Annotated in this window: 11 protein-coding genes; 10 read left to right on the top strand and 1 reads right to left on the bottom strand. The window is 62.6% G+C overall.

Annotated elements, in window-relative coordinates:
* The first annotated feature begins 653 nt into the window (after positions 1–653).
* The 4 genes from BSF79_RS05320 to BSF79_RS05305 all read left to right on the top strand — a co-directional run bounded on the left by BSF79_RS05320 (position 654) and on the right by BSF79_RS05305 (position 6,955).
* Positions 654–1,337 (top strand): sugar transferase, encoded by a 684-nt coding sequence (locus BSF79_RS05320; RefSeq protein WP_425443232.1) that lies wholly within the window; start codon positions 654–656, stop codon positions 1,335–1,337.
* A gap of 150 nt (positions 1,338–1,487) precedes the next feature.
* Positions 1,488–2,870: a hypothetical protein gene (locus BSF79_RS05315; RefSeq protein ID WP_090268825.1), complete on the top strand. Its 1,383-nt coding sequence runs from the start codon at positions 1,488–1,490 to the stop codon at positions 2,868–2,870.
* Positions 2,871–2,873: 3 nt separating this feature from the next.
* Positions 2,874–4,205 (top strand): glycosyltransferase family 4 protein, encoded by a 1,332-nt coding sequence (locus BSF79_RS05310; protein ID WP_090268824.1) that lies wholly within the window; start codon positions 2,874–2,876, stop codon positions 4,203–4,205.
* Positions 4,202–6,955: a calcium-binding protein gene (locus tag BSF79_RS05305; RefSeq protein WP_175545265.1), complete on the top strand. Its 2,754-nt coding sequence runs from the start codon at positions 4,202–4,204 to the stop codon at positions 6,953–6,955. The genes BSF79_RS05310 and BSF79_RS05305 overlap by 4 nt, the downstream gene beginning before the upstream one ends.
* On the opposite strand, the gene epsE is transcribed toward BSF79_RS05305, so the two are convergent.
* A complete protein-coding gene (gene epsE / locus BSF79_RS05300; RefSeq protein WP_245776325.1) occupies positions 6,952–8,145 on the bottom strand; it encodes an exopolysaccharide biosynthesis GT4 family glycosyltransferase EpsE in 1,194 nt (397 codons plus the stop codon). The genes BSF79_RS05305 and epsE overlap by 4 nt on opposite strands.
* Before the next feature lie 221 nt (positions 8,146–8,366).
* On the opposite strand from epsE, the gene BSF79_RS05295 reads away from it, so the two are divergent.
* The 6 genes from BSF79_RS05295 to BSF79_RS05270 all read left to right on the top strand — a co-directional run bounded on the left by BSF79_RS05295 (position 8,367) and on the right by BSF79_RS05270 (position 23,478).
* Positions 8,367–9,191 (top strand): glycosyltransferase, encoded by an 825-nt coding sequence (locus BSF79_RS05295; RefSeq protein ID WP_090268823.1) that lies wholly within the window; start codon positions 8,367–8,369, stop codon positions 9,189–9,191.
* The gene (locus BSF79_RS05290; protein ID WP_090268822.1) at positions 9,188–10,564 is read left to right on the top strand and encodes an oligosaccharide flippase family protein; all 1,377 of its coding nucleotides are present in this window, start codon (positions 9,188–9,190) and stop codon (positions 10,562–10,564) included. Before BSF79_RS05295 ends, BSF79_RS05290 begins: the two co-directional genes overlap by 4 nt.
* A gap of 127 nt (positions 10,565–10,691) precedes the next feature.
* On the top strand, positions 10,692–17,117 hold the full coding sequence (locus BSF79_RS05285; RefSeq protein ID WP_090268821.1) for a type I polyketide synthase: 6,426 nt from the start codon (positions 10,692–10,694) through the stop codon (positions 17,115–17,117).
* Between the two features lie 2 nt (positions 17,118–17,119).
* On the top strand, positions 17,120–18,133 hold the full coding sequence (locus tag BSF79_RS05280) for a glycosyltransferase family 2 protein (RefSeq protein ID WP_090268820.1): 1,014 nt from the start codon (positions 17,120–17,122) through the stop codon (positions 18,131–18,133).
* A 21-nt stretch (positions 18,134–18,154) separates the two neighbouring features.
* Positions 18,155–22,768 (top strand): MupA/Atu3671 family FMN-dependent luciferase-like monooxygenase, encoded by a 4,614-nt coding sequence (locus BSF79_RS05275; RefSeq protein WP_090268819.1) that lies wholly within the window; start codon positions 18,155–18,157, stop codon positions 22,766–22,768.
* The gene (locus BSF79_RS05270; RefSeq protein ID WP_090268818.1) at positions 22,765–23,478 is read left to right on the top strand and encodes a 4'-phosphopantetheinyl transferase family protein; all 714 of its coding nucleotides are present in this window, start codon (positions 22,765–22,767) and stop codon (positions 23,476–23,478) included. The genes BSF79_RS05275 and BSF79_RS05270 overlap by 4 nt, the downstream gene beginning before the upstream one ends.
* The last annotated feature ends 63 nt before the right edge of the window (positions 23,479–23,541 follow it).

Here is a 23,541-nt window from a genome sequence, read left to right as displayed (position 1 = left end):
CCGTTTTCGGGCGGGAATTGCATATGTGACAAACTTTCGACAAATTCGATACATGCACAGAACCGTCGAGCCATGCGGAAAGCGCGATTTATTGTTGCGCCCTTTCTGCACAGCTACGACACAAACAAGAATTGTGTCACGACCAGCAACAATTCGCCCACTTCTGACCGTGTGAGATGAAAATGCGCTCGGTTGCGCGGCACCTGAAAACCCGCGCCCGAACCCTGAACGACAGCACGCTGACCCACCTCTGATCGCGCCCGGAAAAAAGGTAAGCACAGATCGTAACACCGGCCATGTCGTGCGCTGGCGCACATCTCCCGAGGGTTGTAGACGCTTCGTCGCAATTGACGGAAATTTGCCGAAAATGCATAAAGATGGACATCGGATCACTCAAATTCGAGGAAATACTGAGACCAATTATTCCGCATATTTTTCAACCCCGGAAATTCTTGATCCCACCTCGGCCTTGTGCCTCCGTAAATAATTACCCGGGCGGCCCACCAGTTCGCCCTCGTGTCGACCAGACAGTTATTTCGTGACTGCACTGCTGCGCCGTCTTGGCGCTGTGGAAAGAAGTTTTGTTGTGTGCCGGGCGCATTTGTACGCGTCCAAGTATGAGTATCAAACCCTGGGGAGGGTCGGTAATGAATATGCAAATGAACCCGGTTTACGAACCGGCACAGATCGTTGTACCCGCCAGCGGACGGTCGTCCGCGCTGTGGCACCGCGGGCTGTACCGGATTGCGGGCAAGCGAGCGTTGGATCTGACGCTGGCGCTTCTTATCACCCCCCCGGTGGTTGTTATTCTGGCTGTCCTGGCTGCGGTGATTGCGCTCGACGGGCGCTCACCTTTCTATCTGCAAAAACGGGTTGGACTGCACGGCCGCGTGTTTCGCATGTGGAAACTACGCAGCATGGTGGACGATGCCGATCAGGTGCTGGCAACCTATCTTGCGGCCAATCCTGACGCCAAGGCCGAATGGGACCACACGCAGAAACTCAAGAACGACCCTCGGATCACCCGCTTTGGCCACTTCATCCGCAGAACCTCGCTGGATGAACTGCCGCAACTTGTCAACGTGCTGAAAGGCGAGATGTCGATGGTCGGCCCCCGCCCGATGATGTGCGAACAGCGCGCGATCTATCCGGGCACCGAATATTACGCCATGCGCCCCGGAATTACCGGTTTCTGGCAAACCTCGGCACGCAACGAAAGCAGCTTTCGTGACCGGGCAATGTTCGACGCGAGCTATTTCCGCAAGCTGTCGCTGCTGACGGACCTCAAGGTCATGGCCGACACCTTCCGGGTCGTGATCCAAGCCACCGGGCACTAAGCTGCCGATCAAACAGGCCCCAACACCTTCGTGCCGGGCCTGTTTTGCCATTATTATGCCGTAACGCGCCTGTATCCATCTATGATAGAGATGTGGAAAGATCCGCTCGGCCAACAAGAGCGCAGCCACGGCACGAAATACGGGCGTTGAATGCCAAACAGTTTTGCCTTTCTGGTTCTGGGGCTGTGGCCCCTGATGACGGTCGTCATCTTCATGCGGTTGCCCGTGGGGCGTGCCGTATTGACCAGCCTGATGGTGGCCTATCTGCTGCTGCCGCCGCCCCCCGCCGCCTTTGACTTTCCGCTGCTGCCACCGCTGAACAAGGAAACGCTGCCCAGCCTTGCCGCCCTGCTGGTCTGTCTGGTGCTATACCGGGACCGGATCAAGCTTCTGCCACAGCAGCCAATGGCACGAGCGCTGGTGTTGCTGTTCATCTTCTCGCCGCTGGCCACAAGCCTGACCAATACGAACCCGGTGTTCTTCGGGCATTTCGGGCTGCCCGGCCTGGGCCTCAAGGATGCCGTTTCAATCGTGGTGCAGCAGTTCATACTGGTCGTTCCGTTCCTGCTGGCGCGAAACTTCTTGAATACCGCCAATGATCAGCGCGACCTGCTGCTGGCGCTCAGCCTTGCCGGGTTGGTCTATTCCCTGCCAATGCTGATCGAGGTCCGGCTAAGCCCGCAACTGAACATCTGGATATACGGCTATTTTCAGCACAATTTCGAACAGATGATCCGTCAGGGCGGCTTCCGCCCCATCGTCTTTCTGTACCACGGGCTTTGGGTCGCGTTTCTGGCGATGATGTCACTGGTCGCCACCGCGATCCTGCTGCGCACCGAAACCGGCAAAGCGCGCGCAACAGCGATCGGTGCGGTGTTTTACATGGTCGTCGTGCTGGTGCTGTGCAAATCTCTGGGCTCGCTACTCTATGCGATGTTCCTGCTGCCGGCTGTCGTGCTGCTGCCCAAGGGGCTTCAACTGCGAATCGCACTGGTTCTGGCGCTTCTGGCTGTCGGATATCCGGTGCTGAAAGGCGCAGGGCTGGTGCCCGAACAGGCAATGCTGGAGCAAGCCACCAAGATCGATACCGAGCGCGCAGGATCATTGAAGTTCCGCTTTGATAACGAAAATACGCTACTTGATCGCGCCAATGAAAAGCCGCTATTCGGCTGGGGCAGCTGGGGCCGCAATCACATCCTCGATCCCGACAGCGGCAGAATCATGACCGTCACAGACGGGCGCTGGGTCATCCTGATCGGGATGTTTGGCTGGGTCGGGTTTCTGGCTGAATTCGGCCTGCTGGCGCTGCCAATCGTGCTGCTGTGGGCCAAGACCCGAGGGTCGCCAACCCCAGTCTGGTCGCCCTATATCGGGGGATTATCCTTGTTGCTTGCGGTCAATATGGTGGATCTGTTGCCGAATGCCACGCTGACACCACTGACTTGGCTGATCGCAGGCGCGCTTCTGGGCTATGCAGAGACAGCAAAACCGGCGGAAAAAGTGGCCAAGATGAAACTGCGCAGTATCATGTAACCGATGACAGCCCCAACCCCGCCTTTCCGCCCGCGCGTCCTGATCATCGCCGAGGCCGCGAACCCCGAATGGGTCAGTGTCCCGCTGGTCGGCTGGTCGCTGGCGCGGGCGCTGAGCGACGTGGCCGATGTTCATATCGTCACCCAGATCCGCAACCGCGAGGCATTTTTGCGCGCCGGTCTGACCGAGGGGCAGGATTTCACCGCCATCGATTCCGAGGCTCTGGCCCGCCCGCTCTGGGCCATCGGCAAGGTCCTGCGGATGGGCGAGGGCAAAGGCTGGACCGCCCTGCAACTGATCAACGCGCTGTCTTATCCGTACTTCGAACGCCTGATCTGGCGAAAATTTCGCACCCCGCTGCGGCAGGGTCAGTTTGACATCGTCCACCGCATTACCCCGCTTAGCCCGACCATCTCAAGCCCGCTGGCGGCCAAATGCGCCCGCATCGGCGTGCCCTTCGTGCTTGGGCCCCTGAATGGCGGCGTGCCGTGGCCCCGTGCCTTCGCCGCCGAACGTCGGCGCGAGCGCGAATGGCTGTCCTACTTGCGCGCGGCCTACAAGCTGCTGCCGGGCCGCCGTCGCACCCTGCGCGCCGCTGCGGCCGTGATCGTCGGTTCGCGCCACACCCAATCCGAACTGCCCGCCAAGCATCAGGCCAAGGCGGTCTATATCCCCGAAAACGCCATTGACCCGGCCCGGTTTTCCCACGTCGCCCCGCCCGCGACCACGCCCTTGCGCGCCTGCTTCATCGGGCGGATGGTGCCCTACAAAGGCCCCGACATGCTGCTCGAAGCCGCGCTGCCGCTTCTGCAAGCCGGGCGCCTGCATCTGGATCTGATCGGCGATGGCCCGCTACTGCCCGGCCTGCGCACCTTCGCCGACACCCACGGCATCACCGATGCGGTCACCTTCCACGGTTGGCTCGCCCATGATCAGGTGCCCAAGGTCGCGGCGCAGTCGCAGGTGCTGGCCTTCCCCTCAGTGCGCGAATTTGGTGGCGGTGTGGTGCTCGAGGCCATGGCTCTGGGCCTTGTGCCGCTGATCGTCGATTATGCCGGCCCCGGCGAGCTGGTGATCCCCGGCACCGGCGTCAAAGTCCCGCTTGGCACCCGCGCGCAAATCATCTCCGGTTTTCAGAAGCGCCTGACACAGATGGCCGACGACCCCGGCGCCCTGCCCCCGATGGCCGATGCCGCCCGCACCCGCATCGCCGATCTGTTCACCTGGCAGCAAAAGGCGCATCAGGTGCTTGCGGTCTATCGCTGGGTGCTTGGCCAAAGCCCCGACAAACCCGCGTTCTTCGATCCCCCCAACACCCCGCAGGACAGCTCATGATCAGCATCTGGCCCCGCATCCTCGTCCTGCTTCTGGCCCTGCTGCCCCGCGCCGCCATGGCACAAGACACCCCGTTCAAGGCGTTCTTCTTTGGCAACAGCCTCGTCCACCATCTGACCGAAACCCCGGAAACCTCGGTCCCGCACTGGCTTGACCTGCTGGCGCGCGCCAACAACCATCCCTTCGCAGCTGACGGCACATGGGGCTTTCTGCGCAACTTCGCCCAAACCCTGCCGCCTGTGCCCAACTGGTCCTTTCGCGACCTGCCCCGCGCATGGGACCCGGCGCAGGAAACCTTCGCACAGGCCGGATTCAACGCCATCGTCATCACCCCCGCCAATTTCATTCAGTATCAGGCCGCGAACGCCCCCTATGACGGCGACAACCCCACCGACCAATCCCCCCTCGGCGCCACGCTGTCCCTACTCGACTGGGCCGCACAAACTGCCCCCGACACGCAGATGTTCCTCTACGAAGGCTGGGCCGAAATGGGCGGCACCTTCCCTCCCAACGCCCAAACCCTCAGTACCTATCAGGCCCGCAACCAAGGCGCCTATCACGACTGGTATCAAACCACGCTCACCGCCCTGAACGCCGCCCGCCCCGATCAACATATCCGCCTGATCCCGGTCGCCTCGGTGCTGGCGCGGCTGCTGCGCGAAACCGACCTAAGCCGCCTCGCCGCCACCGATCTTTATACCGATGACGCCCCGCACGGCACGCCGACGCTCTATTTCCTCGCGGCCCTTGTCACCTATGCCACGCTGTTCGATCACCCGCTGCCGCCGATGCTGGACCTGCCGCAGACCATCCACCCGCTGGTGCGCGAAACCTACGCCGAAACCGCCCGCTTCATCACCGCCGCCACGCACCCGACCCCATCGCTGGGCATGGGCCTGAACGGCATCGCCGACTGGTCGACGCAATCACCCTTCATCGACGTGATGAAAACCGCCCGCCCATGGATCGGCCACCTTCCCAACCAGTGGGGCGGATGGGAGGCTGACCGCCTGCGCGCCGAAGGCTATCTTGACCCCAACGGCTGGCCCACGCACCTGCCCCCCGACGTCGACCGCCTCGAAAGCTTCATCCTCACCGATCTGCCGCCACAGGCGCGCAACTTCGCCGGGCGCTACCGGCTAAGCTATAAGGGCGAAGGCCGGATCGAGGTCACAGGCCGGGCGCAAAGCATCCGCTATGCCCCGGGCGAGGTCTGGTTTTCCTTCGATCCCGGCGAGGGGCTGGTCGCCATCACGATCCGCAAAACCGACCCCAACGGCACCGGCAACTACCTGCGTGATATCGCCGTGGTGCGCGAGGATCACATCCCGTTGTTTGAGCTGTCCGAACGCTTCAATCCCGACTGGCTGGCGCTCATCACCGACCTGCGGGTGCTGCGCTTCATGGATTGGATGAACACCAACGCCTCGCCGGTATCGCACTGGGATCAACGCCCGCAACCGTCCGATTTCACCTACGCCTGGCGCGGCGTCCCGCTCGAGGTGATGGTCGATCTTGCCAACCAAACCGCCACCGACCCGTGGTTCACCATCCCGCACATGGCCGACGATACCTTCGTGAAAAACTTCGCACTTCAGGTGAAACAGTCCCTGAATCCACGCCTGAAAGCCTATGTTGAATACTCCAACGAGCTGTGGAATTTCGGTTTCCCCCAAACCCAATGGGTTGCCGAACAGGCCACCGCGCGCTGGGGTCGCAAGGCCGGGCGTGACGGCTGGATGCAATGGGCCGGAATGCGCGCCGCCCAAGTCGCTGCCATCTGGACCGACACCTTCGGCCCCGACGCCCCCGACCGCCTGATCCGCGTCATCGCCACCCACACCGGCTGGCCGGGACTCGAGGAACCTTTGCTGACCGCCCCGCTCTGGGTGGCCGAGGATCGCCGCGCCAACCCGGCCCCCGCCACGCTGTTCGACGCCTACGCCATCACCGGCTATTTCGGCATCGAAATGGGCGGCGACGATCACGCCCCGCAGGTGCTTGACTGGATCGCCCAAGGCCACCCCGACGCGAAACTGGCCAAGGCCCTGCGCACCGGATCGCTGGCCGACCTTACCACGCGGCTGTTCCCTTATCACGCCAGCGTCGCCGCGCGTTACGGCATGGATCTGGTGATGTACGAGGGCGGAACCCATCTGGTTGGGCAGGGCGCATGGGTCAACAACCCCGCCCTGACCGATCTTTTCACCCGCTTCAGCTATGGCCCCGAAATGGCTGCGCTCTATGCCGATCTGCTGCACGGCTGGCAGGCTGCGGGCGGCACGCTGTTCAATGCCTTCGTCGATGTCGCCAAGCCGACCCAATGGGGCAGCTGGGGCGCAAAACGGTATCTTCAGGATGACAACCCGCGCTGGACCACCCTGATGACCAGCAACGCCACCCGCTCCGGCACGTGGGAACAGCGCGCGCCCGGCACCTTCGCCAACGGTGAGGTCCTGCGCGGCAGCTCTGCCGCCGATCGGATCACCGGCACCGCCCAGCGCGACGTGCTTGTCGGGCTAGAGGGCGACGATACCCTCGTCTCAAACGGTGGACCCGACGGCCTGCACGGCGGCGATGGAACAGATACGGCGGTCCTGCCCGGTCATGCCGCTGACTACAGCTTTGCCCGCCTCGGCGCGCAGCTTCTGGTCACCGGCCCGCAAGGCGTGCTGCGGCTGGTTTCAATTGAGCGGCTGAAATTTGATGCAGCCCCCGAACAGACCTATGCTGTTCCGCCCGCCAATTAACGCCCTGCCTCGTGGATCAGCGTCTGCGCCCCGACCGCCGCGTTGAATCTGCGCACCACTGTCGCGCGCCCGGCGGCGCTGAACCGCAAACAGCGCTCAGGGTCCGCCGCCAGCCCGGCAATCGTTTCGGCCAAAAGCGCCGGTTGCTGCGGGTCCAACAACAGCCCGTCAACCCCGTCGTCAATCAGCTCACCCACTCCGCCCACAGTCGTGCCGATTGTCGGAACCCCACAGCTCATCGCCTCCATATAGGCCACGCCAAGCGCCTCGCGCCAACTGGGCAACACAAACAGATGCGCCGCCTGCAACTTGTCACGAATGGCTCCGGCATCCACCGCCCCCAGCAGCGTGACCTGTTGTTGCAGGCCCAGCGCCACGACCTGCGTCTCCAGTTCCTTGCGATACCCATGCCCGCCCAGATCATCCTCGCCCGCGATCTCCAGCGCGACATTCACACCGCGATCCAGCAACAGACGCACCGCCTGCATCGTGTCCTGATGCCCCTTGGCCATGTTCAACCGCCCGCAGGAAAACAGCCTAAGCTGTTCGTCAGGGCGCGGCGGCACATAGGGCGCGTCCCGTGTCAGAATATCGGTATCCACTCCCATCGGCTGAATCACCGTCCGCTCTGGCATGTCAGCGCCGATCACCGGCATGATGTCCGCCATAAGCGCACGCGTGATCACCGTGGCAAACTTCGCCCCGCGCCACTTGAACCCCTGCCCCGGCCCGTAATCCGACAGCGCCCCATGCAGCGTCAGGCTATAGCTCAGCCCATACAGCTGATGCGCCAGCGCCACGATCAGCGCCGCCCGCCCGCACGAATGCGCATGCACATGGGTGATCCCCTGCCGGGCACAGCTTTGCGCCAACCGCCGCGCCGCAGGCGCACTGATCAACACATCGCGCCAAAACGCTCCGCCCCCAGCCTCGCGGGCAAGCTCTGCAACCGGTAGCCGAGGCAGCGTTGCCAAGGCGTTACCAAGCGTCGGCGCGCCCAGATACTCGGTCCGCGCAATCGCCTCCTTTGACCAACGATGAGAGATCAACCCCGGCGGCGGCTTCCTTGTGCTGAACAGACAGACCTCAACCCCCGCCTTTTCCATCGCAAGGATCTCTCGCCAGAAAAAAACATGGGTCTGGCCGGGGAACTGCGGCACCAGATAACCGATCTTTTCAAGCTCTGGCACGGGTGTCTCTTTCCTGAATACGGGGTGCGTTAAATTACCTTTCCCAAAGATAAGTAAGCCTGCTGTCAAATTTAAACCACAAACACATGGTTGATGGCGCGGGCATGGTCTTCGCCCGGCAGCTGTTGCAATATTGGATCAAACCAGACAGCACAAAGGCGCTCTTGGCCCGGTTGTTATGCGTTTGGTAAATGGGCTGATTGTTACTTGGACGATATTGAATGATCTCTGTCATTATCCCCGCCAGCAACGAAGCGGCCCTGATCGGCCCTTGCCTGTCCTCGATCCTTGCCTCGGATCCGCCTGCGGGTGGTGCCGAAATTCTGGTGATCGCCAACGGCTGCACCGATGCCACCGCCGACCGCGCCCGCAGCTTTGCGGATCAGGCACAGGCACGCGGCTGGCCCCTGCATGTGATCGAGCTTCAGCAGGGCGGCAAACTCAACGCGCTCAACACCGGTGACGCCGCCGCAACTGGCGATATCCGCGCCTACCTTGATGCCGATGTCACCCTCAGCCCGCCACTGCTGGCGCAGATCGCGCAAGCACTGGCCGCCCCCGGACCACTCTATGCCAGCGGTCAGGTCAACATCCCGCGCCCCGCCAGCGCCGTCAGCCGCGCCTATGCCGCGTTCTACCGCAACGTGCCGTTCCTGCGCCACGGCGTGCCCGGCTGTGGCCTGTTTGCTGTCAACGCCGAGGGCCGCGCCAAATGGAGCGCCTTCCCCGATATCATTTCCGATGACACCTATGTCCGGCTGCTGTTCACGCCCGCACAACGGATCGGCGTGCCTGCCCGCTATGACTGGCCCATCGTCGAAGGCTTCGCCAATCTGGTCCGGGTGCGCCAGCGTCAGAACATCGGCGTCGCCGAGGTGGCGCGGCGTTACCCGGACCTGATGCGAAACGATGACAAACCCCGCTTTTCACCGGGGCAGGTCCTGCGCCTTGCCCTGCGCCACCCGATCGGGTTCGCGGTCTATGGGGCCGTGACACTGGCGGTCAGACGCGCGCGCCCTGACCAAGGCTGGACCCGCGGCAGATGAGCACACAAACACCCCTCAGCGCCCGCCTGCGCGGCCTGACACTGGGCAACAGCCTGACCGCCCGCGCCGCGCGCAGTTCGGCCATCACGGTGATGGGTTTTGGCGTCTACCAGATGCTGCGCCTCGCCTCGAACCTGATCCTCACCCGCATCCTCTTCCCCGAGGCGTTCGGGATGATGGCGCTGGTGTCGGTCTTCCTGATGGGGCTGGCGATGTTCTCCGATGTCGGCGTCGGCCCCGCCATCATGCAAAGCGACCGCGGCGATGACGAGGATTTCCTCAACACCGCCTGGACCATCCAGATCCTGCGCGGCGCGGGCCTGTGGCTGGTCGCCTGCGCGCTGTCCTATCCGATGGCTCTGTTTTACGCTGAACCAGACCTCGCGCTGCTGCTGCCCGCCGCCGCCATCACCCTGCTGATCAACGGTTTCAACCCGACCCGCCTTGAAACCGCCAACCGCCACCTGCGCGCCGGTCGCGTCACCCTGATCGAGATCGCCACGCAGTTCGTCGGCCTCGTGGTCGCCGTCGCGATAGCCTGGGCCACCGGCTCGGTCTGGGCGCTGGTGATCAGCGGCATCGCCAGCGCACTGGCCCACCTGCTGTTTCTCAACCTGTTCCTGCCCGGCGCCCCGAACCGCCTGCGCTGGGAAAAACCCGCCGCGGACGAGTTGATAAACTTCGGCAAATGGATCTTCCTCAGCACCGTCTGCGGGTTTTTCATCGGTCAAAGCGATAAGGTCTTTATCGGTAAATACCTCAGCCTCGACCACTTCGGCGTCTACAATATCGGCTTTTTCCTCGCCAGCTTCCCGCTGCTGCTTGGCGGGGTCGTCACCCGCCGCGTGCTGATCCCGCTCTACCGCGAAAGCCCGCCTTCGGCCTCGGTCGAAAATTTCCTGCGCCTGCGCAAAATGCGCTGCGCGGCCACCGCTGCACTGCTGGCGATGATGATGACCGTGGCGCTCAGCGGTGTCTGGCTGGTGAACTTGATGTATGATGCGCGCTATGCCGCCGCCGGGGCGGTCGTCGTGGTGATCGCCTGCATGCAGATCCCGCAGGTTATCGTGCTCACTTACGATCAGGCCGCCCTCGCCGCAGGCGACAGTCGCCGCTTTTTCGTGCTGGCCGCCACCCGTGCGGCCCTGATGATTGCGGGGCTGCTGGTCGGGCTTGAACTGGCCGGGCTGCTCGGCGGTCTGATCGGACAGGGGGCGGCCTATCTGGCGGCCTATCCTGTGGTGGTCTGGCTGGCGCGGCGCCAGGGCGCATGGGACCCGCTGCACGATGCGCTATTTGCGGCATTGGGCACGGCGCTGGCTGCGCTTGCGCTTTGGCTGCACTGGGATCAGGTGCTAGCCCTTGCGCTGTGATCGCGCCATACTGCGACCATCCGAAACGCCGCAGCGGTCAGACTGAAACCGTGTGATCGCCGTAAAAGCACCTTATTTTATTGACAATATGCCCACGTATCTACCGGTGTGAAACGAGTTTTGATTTATGACTGATGCCCAGGACACCCCTTTGGCGCCTGCCGCCGATATCGCCATTGTTGGCATGGCCGCGCATCTGCCCGGCGCGCCAACAATCGAGAAGTATTGGGAAAACCTGAAGGCAGGCGTTCAATCAATCCGCCGTCTGAGCGAAGCTGAATTGCTCGACGCGGGCGAAGCGCCGCATCTGATCGGCCGCCCTGATTACGTGCCTGCGGCCGCCACTCTTGATGGCTTCAAAGAATTCGACGCCGAGTTTTTCGGCTTCTCCCCCAAAGAAGCCGCAATCATGGACCCGCAGCACCGTCAGTTCCTCGAAGTCGCTTGGGAGGCGCTTGAAAACGCCGGTCACCCGCCCGAAAATTTCCCCGGCCCCGTCGGCGTGTTCGGCGGCTGCGGCATGGGCAGCTATTTCTATTTCAACATCTGCTCCAACCCCGACCTGGTCGAAAACACCGGCATGTTCCTGCTGCGCCACACTGGCAACGACAAGGATTTCATGACCACCCGGCTCAGCCACATCTTCGACCTCAAAGGCCCCTCGGTAAACGTGCAGACCGCCTGTTCCACCTCGCTGGTTGCGACTCACTACGCCTGCCAGTCGCTGCTCAACGGCGAATGCGACATGGCCCTCGCCGGCGGCGTCACGATCGAGCTGCCCCACGCCCGTGGCTATCTGTTCAAAGAGGGCGAAATCCTGTCGCCCGACGGCCAATGCCACGCCTTCGACCACCGCGCCCAAGGCACCGTTTTCGGCTCCGGTGCGGGCGTCGTCGTGCTGCGCCGCCTTCAGGATGCCGTTGATGACGGCGATCACATCTGGGCCGTCATCAAAGGTTCCGCCGTCAACAACGATGGCGCCGCCAAAGCGGGCTACCTAGCCCCTTCTGTCGATGGCCAAGCCGCCGCGATTGCCGATGCCATGGCGCTGGCCGACGTGCCCGCTGACACCGTCGACTATGTCGAATGCCATGGCACCGGCACCTATCTGGGGGATCCGATCGAGGTGGCCGCCCTCACCAGCGCCTTCCGCGAAACCACCGAGGCCACGGATTTCTGCCGCATCGGCTCGGTCAAGACCAACATCGGCCACCTCGATACCGCCGCCGGCGTCGCCAGCCTGATCAAGGCCAGCCTCGCGCTGCACAATCGGCAAATGCCGCCCAGCCTTGGCTATGACAAACCCAACCCCGCCATCGACTTCGACAACAGTCCGTTCCGCGTCAATGACACCCTCACCGACTGGCCGACCCGCGCCGCGCCGCGCCGTGCCGGGGTCAACTCGCTCGGCGTCGGCGGCACCAACGCCCATGTCGTCCTCGAAGAAGCCCCCGCGCAAGCGCCCTCCGACCCAAGCGACTGGCCGTTCCAGATCCTCACCCTCTCTGGCCGCAGCAAATCCGCGCTTGATGCCAACACCGCCGCCCTCGCCAACCACCTGCGCACCCACCCCGAACAGCCCCTCGCCGATATCGCCTGGACCCTAAAACAAGGCCGCCGCGCCTTTGAACGCCGCCGCGTCGTTGTTGCCGAAACCCACGCCGAGGCCGCAGACCTTCTGAAGCAAAACGACCCCCGCCGCGTCTTCACCCACACCGCGCTTGATGCGCCCGAGGTCGTCTTCATGTTCCCCGGCGGTGGCGCGCAATACGCTGGCATGGCCCGCGACCTCTATGAAACTGAACCGGTCTTCGCCGAATGGATGGACCGTGGCCTCGACGTGTTGCAAACCAAACTCGACTACGACATTCGCGCCCTCTGGCTGCCCGATCCAGAAGATCAGGACGCCGCAAACAAGCGCCTGCAAACCCCGTCGGTGCAACTGCCCCTGATCATGATCGTCGAATACGCGCTGGCGCAACTGTGGATCTCGTGGGGCGTCAAACCGGCCGCCCTTACCGGCCATTCCATGGGCGAAAACACTGCTGCCTGCCTCGCGGGCGTGCTCAGCTTCGAGGATTGCATTGGCCTTGTGCACCTGCGCGGCCAACTGTTCGATACGGTGCCGTCTGGTTCGATGCTCAGCGTCAGCCTGCCCGCCGACGCCCTGCGCCCCCACCTTGCCCCCGACCTTGATCTTGCCGCCGTCAACGCGCCCAACCTCAGCGTTGCCACCGGGCCGCAGGCCGCCCTTGACCGCCTGCAATCCACCTTGCAGGCACAGGATATCGACTGTCAGCGCATCCCGATCGACATCGCCGCGCATTCCCGCATGCTCGACCCGATCCTCGACCGCTTCCGCGCCTACCTGAACACGATCACGCTGAACCCGCCGCAAATCCCCTTCACCTCTAACCGTACGGGGGCGTATATAACCACTGCGCAAGCCACCGATCCGGCGTACTGGGTCGACCACCTGCGCAACACTGTGCACTTCGCTGATTGCATCACCACGCTCAGCACCGACGCCGATCGCGTCTTTCTCGAGGTTGGCCCCGGCAAAGCCCTCAGCGCGCTGACCGGGCAGCACCCCGACGTCACCCCCAATCAGGTGATCGGCACCCTGCGCCACCCGCAGGACACGATCCCCGATGACACCTATTTTGCCGCCATGCTGGGCCGCATGTGGGCCGTTGGTGTGAACATCGACTGGGCGCAGATCTGGGGCGAGGCGCGGCGCAACCGCGTCACCTTGCCCTCCTATGCCTTCCAACGCGCGCCCTATTTCATCGAACCCGGCACCGCTGCCGCCGCGCCGCACTCCAACTGGCTGATGCGCAGCGATGACATCGACAGCTGGGGCTATCGCCCGGTCTGGACCCCGCATTATGCCGCCTGCGATGTCGACACCACTGGCGATCTGTCCGACAGCACGCCGCAAACCTGGCTGTTGTTCCAAGACGACGCTGGCGTCGGGGCCGCTCTCGCCACCCGCCTGCGCACCGCCGGACACGAGGTGATCACCGTCATCCCCGGCGACAGTTTTGCCAAACAGCCCGGCGGCTATACCATCGCCCCCGAGCGCGGCCGCGAAAGCTATGATCAGCTTCTGCATGATCTGTCACTGACCGGCAAACTGCCGACCCGCATCGCGCATTTCTGGCTGCTGACCGATCACGAAACCTTCCGCCCCGGCAGCAGCTTTTTCCACCGCAATCAGGAACACGGTTTCTATTCGCTGTTCTTCCTCGCTCAGGCGCTCAGCGATCAGAACGTGCCACTGCCGCTGCACGTCAGCGTCATCACCTCCGGTGCCGCGCAGGTCCGGGCCGAACCGCTGCCCTATCCCGACAAAGCCACCGTCATCGGCCCGGCAAAGGTGATCCCGCAGGAATTCCCTGGCCTCACCGTATCTACCCTCGACATCACGCTGCCTGCCCGGCCAAAATCGCGCCGCGCGCCGGATGCCGCACGGCTTGATCCGCTGGTCACCCAGATCCTCGACGATCTGCTCGCGACCCCTTCCAACGTGACTGCGGCCCTACGCGGCGAAAAGCGGTTCGAGCTGTCGTTCAAGCCCACCGATCTGCACCGACGTAATACCGACGTAATACCGACGCGAAACAGAGGCACATATTTGATCACCGGCGGCTTCGGTGGCATCGGTCTGACCATCGCCGAGGCGCTGATCACGCAGGCCGAGGCGAACATCGTTCTGCTCGCCCGAAACCCCCTGCCGCCGCGCCCGACATGGCCCGAGTACCTTGCCAAAACCGCGCCAAACGACCCCCTCTCGCGCCGCATTCTGGCGGTTCAGCGGTTGGAGCAGATGGGCGGCCAAGTGCTGGTTCTGCCCGCCGATGTCAGCAATATCGAAGACATGCGCAACGCCCTGTCCAAGGCGCACGAAACCTTCGGTGAAATCCACGGCGTCATCCACGCCGCCGGGGTAATTGCCGACGCGCCAATCGTGGGTAAGTCATTGACAGACATCGAAGATGTCTTCACTCCCAAGATCCACGGCACGCAGGTTCTGGACACGCTTTTCCCGGATGGAACGCTCGATTGGATGGTGCTTTTCTCCTCCAGCTCGACCGTGACCGCGCCCGCCGGGCAGGTCGATTATGTTGCCGCGAACGAGTATCTAAACGCCTTCGCCAAGGCACGTTCGGGCGGCAAAACCCGCGTTGTGGCTATCGACTGGGGCATCTGGTCCGACGTTGGCATGGCCGCCGACGCCATGGCTGCCCGCACCGGCACGCAAACGCCCGCAGCCCCACAGCCCGCCAACACCGCCCTGCTCGATCAGATGAGCTTCGCCCCCGACGGCACCCGGATCTTCACCGCCAACTATACGGTTGCGGATCGTTGGGTCCTGAACGAACACCGCACCAAAGCAGGCAACGCACTGCTCCCCGGAACCGGGTATCTTGAGCTGATCGCCGAAGCCTTGCACGCGCAGGGCGAGGCAAGTCCGTTCGAAATTCAAGACCTCTATTTTCTGTCGCCATTTCAGGTAGATGAAGAAGGCGGAAAGCATCTGAAAGTGCAGCTGCCGCGCGCGGATCAGGGCTATGACTTTGAGCTGCACAGCGCCGATTTCACAACGCCCGAACAATATGAAATCAATGCACAGGCCAGCGTGTCCCTACTGCCAGTTCCCGCGCCTGAACGGCTGGATATCGCAAAAATTACACGTCGTTGTGCGGGCAAAGTACAAATCGCCGAAGGCGAAGCCCTGCACTCGCCACAAGAAGCGCACCTAGCCTTTGGCCCGCGCTGGCGCGTGCTCCGGTCAGTCGCGTATGGCGATCAGGAAGGCATCGCAACCCTGCGCCTGCCCGCCACGTATCAAAGCGATCTCGAAAGCTACTCCCTGCACCCCGGCCTTCTGGACTTGGCGACCGGTTGGGCAATGGAGCTGATCGAGGGATATCAACCGACGCATCTGTGGGTGCCCGTCTCCTATGCACGTGTCCGCGTCCATCGTCCGCTTGGCGACGAGGTGGTCAGTTGGGTCCGCAACGCCGGGCGCAATCAGGCCGAGGGGCCGATGGCCAGCTTTGACGTCACGCTTTGCGCCCCCGATGGCACGGTCTGTGTTGAAATCGAAGGGTTCTCGATCCGCCGTCTTGACCGTGCCGACAGCTTCGCCAGCACGCCAGTGAAAACCGCGCCGCAAATCACGGGCCCCCGCCCGCTCTCGCCCGCCGAAGAGCGGCTGCAACATAACCTTTCGCAGGGCATCCGCCCGGACGAGGGAGCCGATGCATTCTTCCGTGCTCTGTCCGGCGATCAGTCGCAAATTGTGGTTTCGTCACTGAATCTTAGCGGGCTGATCCAGCAAACCGCCGCCAGCAGCGCGGTCCAAAGCAGCGCCGAACAAACCTTCCAGCGCCCCGAGCTGGATCAGGATTACGTCGCGCCAGACTCAGAGGTGGAACACCGCCTCGCCGGGTTCTGGCAGGACTTGCTGGGTGTGGATCAAGTCGGGGTCGAAGACAGTTTCTTTGACCTTGGTGGCCATTCCCTGATCGCAGTGCGGCTGTTTGCCAAGGTAAAAAAAGCGTTTGACGTCGATTTCCCGATCTCGGTCCTGTTCGAGGCGCCGACGATCCGCAAAATCGCGGCGTTGATCCCCGATCAGGGCAGCACGCCCGACGCCCCACAAACGCCAAAACAGCCCGCGCGCCGCTTCACCCATGTTGTACCGATGCACAGCGGCGAAGGTGGAACGAAAACGCCATTTTTCCTTGTCGCGGGCATGTTTGGCAATGTGCTGAACCTGCGCCATCTGGCGCATCTTCTGGGGGCAGACCGGCCGTTTTACGGGCTTCAGGCGCGGGGACTTTACGGCGACGCCACCCCGCATACCTCGCTGGCCCAAGCGGCGCGCGACTATATCGCCGAAATGCGGCAGGTGCAGCCGCACGGCCCCTATATGCTGGGCGGATTTTCGGGCGGGGGGATCACCGCCTATGAGATTGCGCAGCAGTTGAAAACCGCTGGCGAAGAGGTATCGATGCTGGTGATGCTGGATACGCCGCTACCGGTGCGCCGTCCGCTTTCCAGACGGGACCGCGCGGTGATCCAATGGCAAGAGTTGCAAAGCAAAGGTCTGGGATACGTCAGCCAATGGGCGGTCAATCGCCTCCGCTGGGAGATCGCAAAACGGCGCAGTGGCCCCTCGCCCGAGCAAAGTGCCGCGCAGTTCCACAATGCCGAGATTGAGGCCGCATTCATGCAGGCGGCAGACAGCTATGAGCTGAAGCCCTGGGCCGGGCCGCTTTGCCTGTTCCGCCCGCCTTTGGTGGGCAAGTGGCAGGTGGCACCGGATCGTCTGGTGAATTCGGAACGCGCCTATGTGTTGGCCGACAATGACTGGACCACCTGGGCGCCTGCGCTGGAGGTCTACGAGGTGCCGGGTGACCATGACTCGATGGTATTGGAACCGAATGTGCGGGTTCTGGCCGCACGGATGAAAAGCCGCATCGAGGATGCAGAGCGTCAGCAGGCGGCATCGGGCTGGGTCCGTGACAAGGCGGCGGAATGACCATGACCGCACCACTTTTACAGACGGTTATCTTGAACTACCGCACGCCGGATATGACGATGCGCTCTGTCGCCGCCGCGCTGCGCGAAATGCAAGGCATCGCGGGCGAGATTACGGTGGTCGACAACGCCTCGGGTGATGGCTCGTTCGAGGCGATGCAGACCCATGCGCAAGCGCAGGGTTGGACGCAGGGCAGCCGCGTGCGAGTGCTGCAATCCGGGCACAACGGCGGATTTGGTGCCGGAAATAACTTTGGTATTCGGGCGGGGCTAAGCACCGGTCAGCGGCCTGATTTCATCTATGTCCTGAATTCCGACGCCTTTCCCGATCCGGGATCAATCCGGGCGCTGATGGCGCATTTGCAACTCCATCCCGAAACCGGATTTGCTGGCAGTTATATTCACGGCGAGGATGGCGCGCCGCATCTGACAACCTTCCGCTTCCCCTCGATCCTCAGCGAATTTGAAGGGGCTATCAGGTTCGGTCCGGTCAGTCGCTTGTTGAAAAACCGTGCCGTGCCGCGCCCGACCCCGGATCACACCACACGCGTCGATTGGCTGGCCGGGGCCAGCATGATGATGCGCCGCGAAGTGCTGGATCAGATCGGCCTGTTTGACGAGGTGTTCTTCTTGTATTTCGAGGAAACCGATCTTTGCCTGCGCGCCCACCGCGCCGGGTTTCAGACGGTATTTGTACGCGACAGCGAGGTAACCCATATCGGTTCGGTTTCCACCGGAATGAAGGAATGGAAACGCGTGCCCGGCTACTGGTTTGACTCGCGACTACATTATTTCACCAAAAACCACGGTGCGGGCTATGCCGCCGGTGCAACGATGGCCCATGTCACGGGTGGAATATTGAACCATTTGCGGCAGCTTATCCAACGCCGCCCGCGCACCGATCCACCGCGGTTTCTACGCACGCTGCTGGCGCATAACCTTTCCGCACTTCGGCATATCCGCCGCGCGCGGCCGACCCCTCTGCCTGATCCGGCATCCAGCCGGGACAGGAGTTGATTTCGTATCGGAGTTTTCCCAATGACCCAGTTTTCCAGTGTTCTGATTGGCAATGAATCACTTCTCGTTCAGTGTGGTGAAATCCTGATGAGCCAAGGCCATACGATCCGCGCCGTGGTGACCCGCAACCCGGATATTCAGCACTGGGCGCGGGGGCGTGACCTGCGGATCGAGTTGCCGGGCAAGGATCTGGGCGCGCGGCTGTCTGGTACCCAGTTCGACTGGCTTCTCAGCATCGCCAATCTGGATATCATCCCGCAGGATGTTCTGGGCATGCCCACCAAAGGCGCGGTCAATTTCCATGACGGCCCGCTGCCGCGCTATGCCGGGTTGAACGCCCCGGTCTGGGCGCTGATAGCGGGGGAGGAACGGCACGGTATCACCTGGCATATGATCGAGGGCGGCATTGACGAGGGCGATATTCTGCAACAGCGCCTGTTCGACATTGCCCCGACCGATACCGCGCTGACCCTGAACACCAAATGCTATGCCGCCGCGATCGACAGCTTTCCGGCGCTGGCAGAGGCGCTGACTACCGGCACCCCTGCGCGGCAGGCTCAGGACCTGAGCCAGCGCAGTTATTTCGGGCTGCACACACGCCCGGATATCGCCGGTCGGCTGGATTTCACGCGCCCGGCCACCACGCTAAACGCTCATATTCGTGCGCTGGATCACGGCGATTACTGGAACCCGCTGGTACAGCCCAAGTTTGAGCTGGCCGGGCGGGTGGTCCTGACCACTAAGGCCGCGCTGGCCGAGGGGCAAGGCGCCCCCGGCACGGTCCTGTCAGTTGGCGATGGGCAGATCACCGTCGCCACCGGCGCGGGCGCGCTCAGCGTGTCGCGGATCACCGATTGCACCGGCGTGCCGGTCGCGATCGAGCGGCTGGTAAAACCGGGTGACATCCTGCCATCCGCCACGCCGGAACAGGCCGCTGCTGTCAACGCCGCAACAGCAACCGCGATCAAAGCGGAACCCTACTGGCGCAAGCTGGTGGAAACACTCAGCCCTGCAATCCTGCCGCTGTCCGGCGCGGATACAGGCGAGGTGGCGGAGCAAAACGTGGCCCTTCCCGCCGGGATCACCGCAGATCAGGCCTTTGCCGCGATGGCGCTGCTGGCGGGGCGATTGTGCGAAACCGCGAACGTGGATTGCGCGTGGCGCGATGCGAACACGGATCACGGCGCGCCTGCGGGTTATTTCGCGCCGTGGGTTCCGGTGCGGTTGAATGCCTCGGGGACCGTAAACGAGGCGATGACCGGCTTTGCCACCTCACTGGACAAAGCCCGCCGCTTTGGGGGCTATCCTGCGGACATGATCGCGCGCCTGCCGAGTAAACCCGGCCTTGCCACGCCGCATATCGGACTGACCAATCAGCCCGTGCTGGTGCCGGGCACCGTGCTGACCCTGTCGATGACCGACGGCACCGCAACGTTGCGGGCCGATACCACGCGCCTGCCGGAAACCATGCTGACGCTGATGGCAGCACGGCTGGAAAAATTGCTGTCAGAGTTTGCCACGCTGACCACGCAATCCGTCAAAACGCTGGATATTATGCCCCACGCCGAGCGCACGCTTGTCCTGCACGATTGGAACGCCACCAAAGTCGAATATAACCAAACCCTGTGCGTTCACCAGATGTTTGAACGTCAGGTCGCCAAGACCCCTGATGCCACCGCGCTGGTGTTCGAGGGCGACGCCCTCAGCTATGCCGAGCTGAACGCGCGTTCCAATCAGGTGGCCCATGTGCTGCGTGAAATGGGGGTGAAGCCGGGCACTCTGGTGGGGCTATACACTCAGCGCTCGCCCTCGTTGCTGATCGGCGCTTTGGGGATCCTCAAAGCAGGCGGTGCTTACGTACCGCTTGATCCGACCTATCCCGCCGACCGTATCGCGCTTTATATCGAAGACAGCGGTGCGCCGGTGATTGTGGCGCAACACGCAATGGTCGGCGATCTGCCCGCGCATCAAGCGCAGGTGCTACCGCTGGACAGCGATCCGCGCGTATTGTCGGCGCCGACGGATAACCTTGATAGTGGGGTAAGTGGCACCGATCTAGCCTATATGATTTATACTTCCGGCTCTACTGGGCGGCCCAAGGGGGTAATGGTCGAACACCGCAACGTGTCGAACTTCTTTACCGGCATGGATGACCGGATCAGCCATTCCCCACCCGGCGTCTGGTTGGCGGTCACCAGCCTGTCGTTCGACATCTCTGTGCTGGAACTGTTCTATACCCTCGCGCGCGGGTTCAAGCTGGTGATCAGCAGCGATGAAAACCGCGCGCTGGTGTCCAATGGCCGTCTGGCGATGACAGGCAAGGGGATGGAATTCAGCCTGTATTATTGGGGCAACGACGATGGCGTTGGCCGCGACAAATACGAGGTTCTGTTTGAGGGCGCCAAGTTCGCCGATCAAAACGGGTTCTGCGCCGTCTGGACGCCAGAGCGCCATTTCCACGCCTTCGGCGGGCCGTATCCAAACCCATCCGTCACTGGCGCTGCTGTTGCCGCGCTGACCCGGAATTTGGCCGTGCGTGCAGGCAGCTGTGTCGCCCCGCTGCACCACCCGGCCCGGATCGCCGAGGAGTGGGCGGTGATCGACAACCTGACCAACGGGCGCACCGGTCTTGGCATTGCGTCCGGCTGGCAGCCGCATGATTTTGTGTTGCGTCCCGAAAACAGCCCACCAAACAACAAGACCGCGATGCTGGATACGATCGACAAACTGCGCCGCCTGTGGGTGGGGGAAGAGGTCGAATTCCCGATGGCCAACGGTGAAATGCACGCCGTCGTGACCCAGCCGCGCCCGGTGTCGAAAAAGCTGGAAGTTTGGGTGACCACTGCGGGCAACCCCGACACTTGGAAAGAGGCGGGCAAGATCGGCGCCAACGTGCTGACCCACCTTTTGGGCCAAAGCGTGGACGAGGTCGGCGGCAAGATCAAACTCTACCATCAGGCGTTGCGCGATGCGGGCCACGACCCGGCGAATTTCACCGTCACCCTGATGCTGCATACCTTTGTGTCCGAGGACCGCGAGAAAGCCCGCGAAATTTCGCGCGAACCGATGAAGGATTATCTGCGTTCCGCTGCTGGGCTGATCAAGCAATTCGCCTGGGCCTTCCCCGCGTTCAAACGGCCTGAAGGCGTGAGCAACCCGTTTGAGCTGGACCTTGGCACGCTGGACGAGGAAGAGTTGGACGCGATCCTCGACTTCGCTTTCCTGCGTTATTTCGAGGATTCCGGGCTTTTTGGCACGGTTGAGGATTGTCTGGACCGGGTCGAACAGCTCAAACGCATCGGCGTGAACGAGGTCGCCTGCCTGATCGATTACGGCATCGCCAAGGATGAGGTCCTGAACGGGCTGACCCATCTGGCCAAGGTACTCAAACGCGCCAATACCGAGGTCGAGGTTGATGCCGATGACTTCTCGATCGCGGCCCAGATCGTGCGCCATGGCGTAACCCACCTACAATGCACCCCGTCAATGGCGCGAATGATCACCATGAACGACGAGGCCCGCCATGCCTTGGGCCGGGTCCAACACCTAATGATCGGCGGCGAGGCGTTGCCGGGTGCCTTGGTGCAGGAATTTGCCACGCTCACACAGGCGCATGTGGAAAACATGTATGGCCCAACCGAAACCACGATCTGGTCCACCACCGAAAGTGCACAGGCAAGCGAAGGCGTGGTCAACATCGGTCGCCCCATCTCCAATACGCAGGTTTATGTGCTGGACGAGGCCGGACGACCCGCGCCTGTTGGCGTGCCGGGCGAGCTTCATATCGGTGGCGACGGCGTGACGCGTGGCTATTGGCAGCGGCCCGATCTGACAGCCGAGCGTTTCCTGCCTGATCCATTTGTGAGCGCCGATGCAACCGCGCCAGCCGGGGCGCGTATGTATCGCACTGGCGATCTGGTGCGCTGGCGCGCCGATGGCAAGCTGGATTTCCTTGGCCGCACCGACCATCAGGTCAAACTGCGCGGATACAGGATCGAGCTGGGCGAGATCGAGGCCGTGATGGCCGCCCATCCCGACATCACCCAAGCCGTGGTGATCCCGCGCGAAGATACCCCCGGTGCGGTGCGTCTGGTCGGATATATGTCCTGCTCGTCCCCGGTGAACGAGGCCGCGTTGCGCGCGCGTCTGGAAGAATTCTTGCCCGACTATATGGTGCCCGCGCAATTCGTCACGTTGAATATCTTCCCGCTAACCCCCAACAAGAAAGTGGACCGCAAAGCGCTGCCCGCCCCCGAGGCGCGAATGGCCGCGGCCCCGGAGTCGGCTGTGGCCCCCGCCAACGATGTCGAGAAACAGATCGCAGCAATCTGGTCGCGTATTCTTGGGGTTCAAGCCATCGGCGCGCGCGATAATTTCTTTGAGCTGGGCGGCCATTCCCTGCTGGCAGTTCAAGCGCACCGTGAAATCCGCGAACACCTGGGCGCGGCGCGGCTGAACATCACAGATATCTTCCGCTATCCGGTGTTGTCAGTCTTGTCTGCCAAAGTACAGGAGATCACGGGAACTGCCGCACCGACACCAACCCCAGACGCTGCCCCGCAGTCCGAAGCACGCTCGGATGCCATGTCGCGCCGCAAAGAGATGCGCGCGCGAAGGATGTCGCGCACCTCATGAATCGGGTGCAAGAAGTCTGCGACACAGTCGGGCGTTTGTTTGGAACGGGCGTGGGGATCGGAGTCGAAGACCCCCGCTCGCCCTCGGGTCCACTCTGGCCAGACGAACAGACGGCTGTCGCCCGCGCAGTGCCAAAGCGGGCGCGCGAATTCACGGCTGGACGCGTCGCTGCGCGTCAGGCATTGCGCGCGCTGCAACGGCCTGAAACCGCCATTCTTCGCGCCAATGATCGCGCGCCTGTCTGGCCGGATGGTATCATCGGCACGCTGTCACATTCTGATACCCTGTGCGTGGCAGTTCTGGCGCGAACAGAACACGCGTTATCCCTTGGGCTTGACTTGGAAGAAGACACGCCCTTACCGCCCGAACTGTGGCCCGAAATCCTGAGCCCAGCCGAGATCTTGGACCTGCGTGCGTTGCCCGAACCACAGCGCGGAAGGCGCGCCAAATTCCTCTTTAGCGCCAAGGAGTGTGCCTACAAGGCGCAATACTCACTGACGCGGGCGTTGTTCGGGTTTCAAACCCTGAGGATCTGGCCAAAAATCGAAGCAGGCCGGTTTCAGGCCGAGTTTCTGACCTCGGTTCTGTCGATCCCCAAAGGTACGCTACTTGATGGCCGTTTTGCATATGAGCACGGGCATGTCATGACTGCGGTGACGCTGACCCAAGCACAACTTCAGCAGCCATGTTCCGATCCGAAAGGCATCTGAAAACCCCATAAGCCGAGCATACCCTTGCAAACCGCGCGGTGTCGCCCGGCACAGATAGAGCAT

It is taken from the genome of Thalassovita taeanensis (assembly GCF_900110775.1).
Taxonomy (GTDB): Bacteria; Pseudomonadota; Alphaproteobacteria; order Rhodobacterales; family Rhodobacteraceae; genus Litorimicrobium; species Litorimicrobium taeanense.
This window is presented reverse-complemented; position numbering and strand designations above follow the sequence as displayed.